Consider the following 8,501-nt stretch of genomic DNA (forward strand, 5'->3'; position numbering starts at 1 on the left):
AAGTTCGGAAATACCCATCCGATAAGGCACCCTCAAAATAAAGGACCTCGGCTGAGGTCCCTCTTAAAAAGGCACAGGTCAATGGGGCGTTAGCCCCGCATGACCTGTGCCTTTTTAACACGGACCCCTAAGCCGGGGTCCTTACCCATCCGACCTGTCCGACTTGTCCGACTCGTCCGATAAGGCCCTTGCAACCCGTTGTGGGAGACTTAGAAGAAAGCCTTCTTTATCTCATCTACCAATGATAGCTGCTCCCAAGTGAAGAGCTCCACCTCCTTATCCACAGCCTGTCCGTATGGGTCATCGAAGTGCTTCACCACACTGCGAGGGGTACGTCCCATGTGACCATAGGCCGACGTCTCCCTGTAGATTGGGTGCTTCAGCTTCAGCGACTCCACGATACTGTAAGGGCGAAGGTCATAAACCTCCAGTAGCTTCCGTGCAATCTCAGAGTCACTATACCCCACATTGCTACGGCCATAGGTATCCACGAAGAGACTTACTGGCTCCGCAATACCAATCGCATAAGCCACCTGAATCTTCACTTCATCAGCCACTCCAGCAGCCACAAGGTTCTTAGCGAGGAAGCGTGCCGCATAGGCAGCCGATCTATCCACCTTCGAACTATCCTTTCCACTAAAGGCTCCACCACCGTGCGACGACTTACCACCATAGGTATCCACAATGATCTTACGACCCGTCAACCCCGTATCACCAGCGGGACCACCGATTACAAACTTACCAGTTGGATTAACGTGAAGAATCACCTTATTATCAAAAAGCTTCTGCACCTCTGGTGAGTACTTTTCCACCACACGAGGGAGCAAAATAGAGTGAATATCCCGCCTGATCTGCTCCTGCATGATCCTATCCGCCTCCTCCTGCGAAAGCCCCGCATGAGGCTTCACAAAGTCATCGTGCTGTGTACTCACCACAATCGTATGCACACGCTCAGGAGTGCGGTCAAGGTTGTACTCTAGCGTCACCTGACTCTTAGCATCGGGGCGAAGGTAAGGCATCAAGTCCGGCTCCTCCTTACGGATACGGGAGAGCTCCTGAAGGATCGTATGAGATAGCTCAATAGGGAGTGGCATATAGTTATCACTCTCCTTAGTGGCATACCCAAACATCATTCCCTGGTCCCCAGCACCCTGCTCAGCAAGGTCCTGACGCACCACACCACGGTGGATATCAGGGCTCTGCTCCTTAATCGCCGTGAGGATGCCACACGAATTGCCATCAAAGAGATACTCCGCCTTATTGTAACCAATATCATTGATCACCCCTCTCACCACGGAAGGGATATCCACATAAGCCTGCGATGAAAACTCACCCGAAATCATCACCTGCCCAGTGGTCACAAGGGTTTCACACGCCACTTTACTCTCCTCATCAAAAGCGAGGAACTGGTCTAGGATTGCATCCGAAATTTGGTCGGCCACTTTGTCAGGATGTCCCTCACTTACCGACTCTGAAGTAAATAAATAACTCATAATAAAACCATCTGTCTTATATAAGGCCAAATAGACGAGGCAAGAACTCTCCACAGATAGCTAAAGGGGTGTCAAAAACCAGTCTGTCAGAAGATACAGTGACTGGTAGGGTCACTCATTTAGCATTTTTTACCGTGGTTGCAAGCAAGCACAAATCTCTCCACGACTATCTAGCGATAATATTAATAATTCCTTTCGTTCTGCAAAGGTAGCAAAATAGTTGGCATCCGCCACAAGATGAACCTCTAAAAATGATTAACTTTGGACTTCCAACCGATTCAATATGAAAAAGAGCCGATTGATCACCTCATACGCAATCAATGGAGATAGTGGTTTTGCCTGCCTAGCTATGGTGGCAACCCACTATCACATCACCCTACCCTCATCCTTTTTTGATCAGAATGCACAAAGCACCCTCATCACCCTCGCCAAGCATGCTGAAAGCCTAGGACTGAGAAGTATCGGGGGTCACATTTCAAAGGAGAAATTAACCACCCAAGCCCAGCTCCCCTGCATCATTCCGTGGAGCAATGGTGGCTTCGTGCTACTTGAGAAGGTAACTAAAAAGTGGAGGAAAGAGCATACTTACCATATCATTGACCCCTCCAACCCGAAAGAAGCCTACCAATGCTATGACGAGAGCGACTTCATCTCCCATTGGGGCAAAGGAGGTCTTGGTGCTGCACTGCTACTAGAGCCATCACCATTGCTACAATCGTCCAAGATCACCCAAAGCAAACTCACCTTCCTCTGGAGCTACCTACAGCGATACCGCTCCCTCTTCATACAGATTATGCTAGGCCTTTGGGTTGTAGCACTACTTCAGTTACTATTTCCATTCCTCACACAGGCAGTAGTCGACTATGGTATCGGACAGCGACAGATCAGCTTTGTATGGCTCATACTCATCGCACAACTGATGCTGATATTCAGCCGTACAGCGATAGACCTCTACCGAGATATCATCTTACTTCACATCGCTAGCCGACTCAATATATCACTCATCTCCGACTTCTTCATCAAGTTGATGAGACTGCCCATCGCTTTCTTTGATCAGCGACAATTAGGCGATCTCCTCCAAAGGATTGAAGACAATCAGAGGGTGCAAAACTTCCTCACCTATAGTCCCATCAGCCTTCTCTACTCCCTTTTCACATTTCTACTATTCAGCATCGTCCTCGCCCTATATCATTGGGGTATCTTCCTCATCTTCGTGGCCGGGACAGTAGTTTATGTCGTATGGAAAGCCCTTTTCCTCAAAAAGCGAAAGCAACTGGATTATCAGCTCTTCGCAAAAGAGAGCGAAAATAGCAACGTCACCTACCAGCTCATCAATGGCATGCAAGAGATAAAAATACAAGGGTGCGAAGAGCCAAAGCGGTGGGAGTGGGAGCATGCTCAAGCAGGGCTCTTCAAAGTCCATCTTAAAAGCCTCAACCTCCAACAAACTCAGGCTGCAGGCTGCACAGCCATTAGAGAGGTCAGCAACGTCATCATCACCATCATCTCCGCTACAACCGTCATCAATGGAGATCTAACACTCGGTATGATGCTAGCCATCCAGTCCATCGTTGGGCAACTCAATAGCCCCGTAGAGCAACTCATTGGATTTATCTACTCATGGCAAGATGTCAGCATCAGCCTTGATAGAGTCCAAAAGATTCACCACCATAAGGATGAGGATAGCGATACCTCCCTCCTCCCCACTGGTCAAATAAAGAGCGATATCCACCTCAGCCATCTCTCCTTCAAATATCTACCCAATAGTCCAAGAGACACTCTCCATGATATCTCACTCACCATACCTCACGGCAAGATTACCGCCATCGTAGGACCAAGTGGAAGTGGCAAAACCACCCTCCTCAAGCTACTTCTAGGCTATTACCAAGCCTCACTAGGGGAGGTAAAACTAGGCTCCACCCCTCTAGATCAATACTGCCTAGAGTGGTGGCGTAGTCAGTGCGGCGTAGTGATGCAAGATGGCTACCTATTCTCCGACACCGTAGCAAAGAATATCGCACCCACCAATATCCTACCCGATGAAAAACGACTACAAGAAGTAATCCAGTTAGTTGGCCTCTCCAACTGGATCGCCCAGCTCCCTCACGGCATCAATACCCTCATAGGCGGAGAAGGGCAAGGAGTTAGCGAGGGACAAAAACAGAGAATACTCATCGCAAGGATGCTCTACAAAGAGCCAGACATACTACTTTTAGACGAAGCTACAAGTCATCTTGATAAAGATAGAGCCACCCAATTGATAGCGCAGATTTATCGCCACACTAGGGGCAAAACGATCATTGTGATCGCACATCAACTAGCCACCATTCAGCAGGCCGATCAAATCATATACCTCAGCAAGGGGCAGATAATAGAGCATGGTACCCACCAACAGCTCATGGAGAAAAAAGGCGAATACTACAGACAAGCACTTAAGGAGTCTAACTATGAAAAGTAATAAAGAGATAGATATTGTAGGCAAAGTACCCTCTAGCCTTACCGTAGTAGGACTTTCACTCATTGCTATTGCACTAGTTAGCATCATCGTCACCACCTACCTACTGCCCTACGAGCGGAAGGTAAATGGTACAGCTATGCTCAGCGATCTAACCCCCTCCAACGACAGTATCAGGGGAGTACTCCTACTAGAGCTCCAAGAGGAGCTACCTAACCACCTAATGCACTCTTCCGGCATTCCCATTCAGCTACGAGCAGATGAAAGAGTTATCAACGCCACACTTCTCAGCATCACTCAAGTAGACAGCATCAATACATACCAAGCTAATTGCCTGATAGCACCCACAGACACCACATTTCTCCACGTCCAAGAACTTACCGCCACCCTCCACATTACCCCCACTAGCTTCACCCAAAAACTATACTCTCTATTCATCGCCAATTGATCCCCAAAGCAATACACAGGACGTTCGAGCACCCACCGAAAAAGGACCTCGGCAGAGGTCCGTGCTAAATAGGCACAGGTCGAGGGCGAAGCCCGAAGTGTATAGGAGACCACCACACCCCACGACCCTGGCCGAGGGGTCGGACAAACCCTATCTCTAGGTCTGACCCCTCAGCCGGGGTCATGGATATAGACCGCCTATCTGTACACAGGTCATGCGGGGCTGACGCCCCTTTGACCTGTGCCTATTTAATAGGAACCCCTCAGCCGGGGTCCTTACCATTGACCCAAGCGTCCGACCTGTCCGACTTGTCTGACCCGTCCGACTTGTCCGATACCCCCCAAAAAAAGAGCACCCGACACGTCCAATAAGGCGGCTACTCCTTTAGCAGGGCAGCAATCACCTGGTGCCACTCACTTGGAGAGAAACCTGAGGCAGGGTGCTGCACAGGCAATACCCGCACCTCATGGCCATTCCGCAAAGGGTAAATCCACGTCTCCACTCCACAGCAGTCAGCACCTTGATGACCAGCTTCGGGAAGATGGTCATAAAGTCGGCTTCTACCCCATACCAGTACCACATCGGGCTGATACTCCTCCAGCACCTCTATGAAAGCTGCCTCCGAAGCCACCAGCATCTCTTTTGTAGGTGCAGTACGAGGACCAGTAAGAGGTTGTTGGACAAAGTTGTAGTAGAGCACTTCATCCCACACTGCTTCCGAAGAGAAGCGGTCCTCCTGATGCCCACTTAGAGCACTTGCAAACTTTGTGTAGGTATTCATCCACCCCTCAAAGTCGCAAGAGCGGTCAAACTGCCACTCAAACACCTTCGTGGTGATGTTGGGAGTTGCGTCGCTAGGGTTGTCACAATAGTGACTCTCCCCCAGCACCATCACACGCTTGCCCCATCTGGAGCGAGTATAGCTCCTCCCTACTCTTGGTAGAAACTTCACGTCACCCATTCTTCTTACCTCCACCCAAGGCAACTAAGATACTCACACCAACTGAAGCAATGGTACCGATGGTTTTAAGTACAGTCTCTGCAGTGTCCTTCCAGTCTTTTTCCTTGTTCTCGCTCATAATAGTTTTTGTTTTAAAAGTTATACATTATAGTTACTACTCCTTATTATATAGGTGATACAGGTCATCGACCCATTTCACAAACTCCTTGCGTACCCACTCCGGCTCCAGCACCTCAATCGTACCACCCATTGATAGAAAGGTCTGAAAGAGGTCAAAGGTAGGGCGGAGCTTGTACTTAAAAATAACGTAGTTACCATCCTCCTTACAGGGGTACTCCTTCTGCGAATGATGCAGCGGAAGGGTCCGAATATAATTGGCCTGCTTCCATGTCGCCCTAATCGTGATATACTCGAAGGGGTCATCGCCAAGTATGATCCCATAGCAATCCTCAAAGAGCGACTCCATATTAAAGTCCTTAGGATACTCAAAAGTCTCCTCCAAGAGCGTCAGTCCATGCAAACGATCCAAACCATAGATCTTAAGCCCCGTAGAGAGATCTATCCCCTCCTCATCGTAGCAACCAAAAGGCGATAGGTCAGACTCCTTCACCTCCTTCGCAATAAGATACCACCGCTGCTTAAATAGCCGAAGGGCAAAGGGATAGAGCCTTAGAGTAGCTGAACCACCAAGTGCAAAACTCTGATATTCAATCTCTATCTGACGATTCTGCTGAATCGCGTCTAGCAACTCAAATAGATAAACCGAATCATAGCTAGGCACCTCCTCAAAAATCACCCGATCATGGATATCCTGATATTGATGAAAAAGAGTATTAAAGGTAAAGTTATCCAATAGCCATTGATTGATTTTCTTCTGACCACGAATAGAGTTGGTATCAATCGTATATCTATTTCCCGCCTTTTTATTGCAGCTAATCTCCACTTCAAAGAGCTCCATCACCGCATTCTTATGCTCATGGAAAGTCCGCTCCGACAGCGGTTCGCCCAACTCATTGAGAGGCGACTTCTCCCACTGCAGAGAGATCTCCTCACGTGTCAATCCACGTGAGCGAGCCAACGTATCATATAGCCATAGGTACCTCTTCAGTAGTCGTGCTATACTTGTACGACCTGTACCACTATTACTTCTCGCCATAAAATCGGTCACTACTCATTAACGATTCATAGGCAAATATACCCAATGATACTGCAACATCTCCGCAGTACCCTACCACCCACCCCATATTTAACATTTACCCCCCAAAAAGGAGTAGCCTTCTCATCCAAAAACCTCTGCGAGGTTTTCGTCCGACCCGTCCGATAAGGCAACGTCAAAAAGCCCTGTCAAAGCGGGTAGCAAAGCTAAGCACCTCACGGCTGGGGATACCTAGCTTATTGGCGAGTTGTCTCCACCTCCTCATAGTCTCCGTAACCTCATCAATAATCCGCTGAGCAACCTCCTTCTCAAGCATATACTCCTCAGATGCATCTGCCAAAAAGTGCAAGTTAGCTTCACACGTATTGGAGTTGATGAGAAGACTTTGATATGGATTAAGCGTAGGGTTCATATCGTAAGCAGGAGACAAAGTCCATCCTTTAGCGGTCAATAAAAAACCATGGTTACGAAAGTGGTCATCACTATTACCAATACAGATATTAAAGGCCACCCTTCTATATAGTTCTTGTAGATTCGCTTGCACATCGGTACAATGCTGGATAATAAAATCAACAATATCTAGGTAACCAAAACCATTAGATGCATTGTCTCCATCACTCAACCCCAGCAAAGTCATTGCCGATGCAAAATGAATACGCTTACCCCCTCCCACCCTATCAAATCTACGTGATAATAGAGTATGATATGGAGTCTCTGTAGTTAACACCTTCGTATCAGCCGCATCAATACCAGCCTCTTTTGCCAATAAGTGACAAAAGTGCTCCCACAACCCTGCATCATAATCATCCTTCCTAGATGGAAACTTAGCGATGTATAAGGTTCCATCAGTATCTACCACATTAGCCTTTGGCCTAGCTCCACCAAGCGAGGAGCCAGGTTGCAATAGTTGTGTCAACCACTTCTTATCTGGCAATTCGCTTGCCTCCTCGCTTTGTTCTATTTCCTGGCTCGCCGCTTCCAAAGTCCTTAAATCAGTCAAAGGAGGCACCCTCAAAAACGGACTACTGTTGATAAATTCCCCATCAGCTACCTCCTTAAATCTAAAGCCACCCATACGAGAAAAGTCATCAATACCAAGGAGATAATCAAACGAGGTAATACGATGGAGAGGTCTTTGTTCTTCCATCGCTTGGATTTGCTCCCTACGCATAAAAAGCATCCTTCCCCAGCGATCTGGCAGTGCGTCTGAAAAGCAACCAAAAATCTCTTTACCCTCCTTGGTGTACTGCATACCAATAAACGGCTTAAGGTCAGCACTCAAATAGAGACTACCATAATCCCGAAGCCACTCTTTATCAAATGAGAAACCATAGCTATCAGACCCTCGAATCGATTCGTAAGACAATTCTCCGACCAACCTAACCTCATCAAGCCAATCAAAATCAGCATATACCAGCAAACTTTTCATGAGCATTATTTCTTTGAAGCACGTTGTCTATCCACCATACTCAGGTCTTGTAGACGGCGACCGAGTTCATCCTCTTTGGCCAACCAAAGGATATCATCTTCAAGTTGAAGGGCATACAGCACCCTAAGGTAAATACCAATCGCCACAGTAGGAGTCCCCTTCTCTATCCGTGAAACAGTAAGGGGCGAACAAGTTGCTCGCTCTGCCACCTGTGCAATGGTAAGATTTCGTCTTAGCCGTGCCAGCTTAATCTGTTCGCCTACAATCTGCATCTTCTGCTCCAATTTACGGGGCAACTTCGTCCCCATCGTATTCTTTGCCATACTACTTAACCTATCATATAATATGCAAATATACACAATATCTATATTTAATGATATATAACAGGACCTCGCAGAGGTCCGATCTAAATAGCCACAGGTCGAGGCTTGAAGCCCTGTGTATTGGAAACCGCCCCCTCCTCACGACCCCGGCCGACTTGTCCGATAAGGCACCATAAAAAAGGACGTTGAAGCAGGTGATTTGCCGAGTTGCAACTAAGCGATCGGCGAGTTGCAAC

The 8,501-nt window shown here is 47.7% G+C and carries 8 protein-coding genes; 2 read left to right on the forward strand and 6 right to left on the reverse strand.

Translation table 11 applies throughout. The annotated features are described in order from the left end of the window. Positions 1 to 209 precede the first annotated feature (209 nt). Positions 210 to 1,493, reverse strand: a complete 1,284-nt coding sequence (gene metK / locus QVO39_RS07550; RefSeq protein WP_021903659.1) for a methionine adenosyltransferase — start codon at positions 1,491 to 1,493, stop codon at positions 210 to 212. A gap of 283 nt (positions 1,494 to 1,776) precedes the next feature. Here metK and QVO39_RS07555 point away from each other — a divergent pair, with 283 nt between their 5' ends. Both QVO39_RS07555 and QVO39_RS07560 read left to right on the forward strand, forming a co-directional pair. Beyond that, positions 1,777 to 3,951, forward strand: coding sequence for a peptidase domain-containing ABC transporter (locus tag QVO39_RS07555; RefSeq protein WP_021903660.1), 2,175 nt, complete (start codon positions 1,777 to 1,779; stop codon positions 3,949 to 3,951). After that, entirely contained in the window at positions 3,941 to 4,396 is a 456-nt protein-coding gene (locus QVO39_RS07560; protein WP_021903661.1) for a hypothetical protein, read from the forward strand. Before QVO39_RS07555 ends, QVO39_RS07560 begins: the two co-directional genes overlap by 11 nt. A gap of 376 nt (positions 4,397 to 4,772) precedes the next feature. Here the strand turns inward: QVO39_RS07560 and QVO39_RS07565 are convergent, their stop codons facing one another. The 5 genes from QVO39_RS07565 to QVO39_RS07585 all read right to left on the reverse strand — a co-directional run bounded on the left by QVO39_RS07565 (position 4,773) and on the right by QVO39_RS07585 (position 8,265). Then, complete coding sequence (locus QVO39_RS07565) at positions 4,773 to 5,357, reverse strand: hypothetical protein (RefSeq protein WP_018027807.1); 585 nt, start codon at positions 5,355 to 5,357, stop codon at positions 4,773 to 4,775. Next, positions 5,350 to 5,475: a hypothetical protein gene (locus QVO39_RS07570; protein ID WP_018027808.1), complete on the reverse strand. Its 126-nt coding sequence runs from the start codon at positions 5,473 to 5,475 to the stop codon at positions 5,350 to 5,352. The genes QVO39_RS07565 and QVO39_RS07570 overlap by 8 nt, the downstream gene beginning before the upstream one ends. A 36-nt stretch (positions 5,476 to 5,511) precedes the next feature. After that, the gene (locus QVO39_RS07575; RefSeq protein ID WP_021903662.1) at positions 5,512 to 6,513 is read right to left on the reverse strand and encodes a helix-turn-helix transcriptional regulator; all 1,002 of its coding nucleotides are present in this window, start codon (positions 6,511 to 6,513) and stop codon (positions 5,512 to 5,514) included. A gap of 175 nt (positions 6,514 to 6,688) precedes the next feature. Beyond that, on the reverse strand, positions 6,689 to 7,942 hold the full coding sequence (locus QVO39_RS07580; RefSeq protein WP_021903663.1) for a type II toxin-antitoxin system HipA family toxin: 1,254 nt from the start codon (positions 7,940 to 7,942) through the stop codon (positions 6,689 to 6,691). Positions 7,943 to 7,947: 5 nt separating this feature from the next. Continuing rightward, on the reverse strand, positions 7,948 to 8,265 hold the full coding sequence (locus tag QVO39_RS07585; RefSeq protein ID WP_018027811.1) for a helix-turn-helix domain-containing protein: 318 nt from the start codon (positions 8,263 to 8,265) through the stop codon (positions 7,948 to 7,950). Positions 8,266 to 8,501 lie beyond the last annotated feature (236 nt).

This window comes from Porphyromonas sp. CAG:1061 (assembly GCF_000435035.1).
Lineage (GTDB): Bacteria > Bacteroidota > Bacteroidia > Bacteroidales > Porphyromonadaceae > Porphyromonas_A > Porphyromonas_A somerae.

Bases quoted from the DNA above. Each gene is read 5' to 3' on its own strand.
- QVO39_RS07575 (WP_021903662.1), bottom strand. From the start codon at position 6,513: ATGGCGAGAAGTAATAGTGGTACAGGTCGTACAAGTATAGCACGACTA.
- QVO39_RS07570 (WP_018027808.1), bottom strand. From the start codon at position 5,475: ATGAGCGAGAACAAGGAAAAAGACTGGAAGGACACTGCAGAGACTGTA.
- QVO39_RS07585 (WP_018027811.1), bottom strand. From the start codon at position 8,265: ATGGCAAAGAATACGATGGGGACGAAGTTGCCCCGTAAATTGGAGCAG.
- QVO39_RS07555 (WP_021903660.1), top strand. From the start codon at position 1,777: ATGAAAAAGAGCCGATTGATCACCTCATACGCAATCAATGGAGATAGT.
- QVO39_RS07580 (WP_021903663.1), bottom strand. From the start codon at position 7,942: ATGAAAAGTTTGCTGGTATATGCTGATTTTGATTGGCTTGATGAGGTT.
- QVO39_RS07565 (WP_018027807.1), bottom strand. From the start codon at position 5,357: ATGGGTGACGTGAAGTTTCTACCAAGAGTAGGGAGGAGCTATACTCGC.
- QVO39_RS07560 (WP_021903661.1), top strand. From the start codon at position 3,941: ATGAAAAGTAATAAAGAGATAGATATTGTAGGCAAAGTACCCTCTAGC.
- metK (WP_021903659.1), bottom strand. From the start codon at position 1,493: ATGAGTTATTTATTTACTTCAGAGTCGGTAAGTGAGGGACATCCTGAC.